Source organism: Terribium retamae, from assembly GCF_022347545.1.
GTDB classification, from domain to species: Bacteria; Pseudomonadota; Alphaproteobacteria; order Rhizobiales; family Rhizobiaceae; genus Mesorhizobium; species Mesorhizobium retamae.
On the sequence record NZ_JAKREW010000118.1, the window covers coordinates 1 to 1,059 of the forward strand.

Here is a 1,059-nt window from a genome sequence, read left to right on the forward strand (position 1 = left end):
GTCCCAGTGCCGGCGGTGCCAATGCCGGTGATCGACCTGTTCCACCGTGGCCTCGGCATCGCCGTCGAGCACGGCGGGCTGCGCCTGGTCGAGCTCATCCAGGATGCCCGGGCCCGGCACGCCGGCAAACGCCTGAGCCGGCCGCATGGCCGAAACCACCACGGCGGCACCGGCGAGACCGAGAGCCGACATCAGAAACTGCCGTCTTTCCATTTCAACCTCCATTACAGCGTCCCTTGATCCACTCAACATCGGGAACCCTGAATGGTTCCTGAACGATGGCGGCAGGCATTCGCTTCCCATCCCGTGAACTGCCTGAGCAAGCTGCGATAATCGGCGCGCATGAACGCCACGGTGGGGCCGGCGTCACCAACCTCGGCACCGCGCGTGGGCGGCATGCGCCCTCCTCAGGCAGGGAATTGCATGGGAGCCCTCTCCGTTTCGCCCTGCCTCGCAAGCGGCGGAGAGATGGGCCGGGCGAGCCGAGATGAGAGGGGCTCGCACATTATGCGATGGCTTTCCCGGGCCCCGCAGCCGCCGCAAAGAGAAACCTCGGCCGAAGCCGAAGCCTCCTCACGTTTCCGCATTCTCGAAGGACCATCGCCTCCCGACGCACAGCCTTCGAGCCGGCGCGGCGCCTGCGGCATCGAAAGGGTTCAAAGGCGGCTGGAGCGCAGCCTGGAAGCCGATTTCTGCAGGATCGCCGGGGCGAGTCTCGCCCTGCCGGGCGTGCGGATGAGAGCGGACGGGACCGAGGGGGATGGACGGTAGAGCGCGGCGGCATCTTCGCCGTCGATCTCGCGCATGGCCAGCAGCCAATGGCGTTCATGCTGGTTGGCCGGGCAACCTTCCTGCTGCCAGATCTCCCCTGCCCGCGCACGGATGCGGGCGTAGCGCTCGTTGCGTCCGTTATCCAAGGTACCCTCCATGTCGAAACTCTGCGTGGAAGGAACTGACGGGGAGCGGGATGGTTCCGAAAAAGAGGCAGTCGGCAGTCGGCAGTCGGCAGTCGGCAGTCGGCAGTCGGCAGTCGGCAGTCGGCAGTCGGCAGTCGGCAGT

At 66.6% G+C, this 1,059-nt stretch carries 1 protein-coding gene and 1 pseudogene; both read right to left on the reverse strand.

The window, feature by feature from the left end; genetic code table 11:
* A pseudogene (locus L4923_RS30790) lies at positions 1 to 213 on the reverse strand (protamine-2 (modular protein)); the annotation flags it as partial.
* 443 nt (positions 214 to 656) lie between these two features.
* Entirely contained in the window at positions 657 to 917 is a 261-nt protein-coding gene (locus L4923_RS30795) for a DUF2934 domain-containing protein (RefSeq protein WP_239370883.1), read from the reverse strand.
* Between the last annotated feature and the right edge of the window lie 142 nt (positions 918 to 1,059).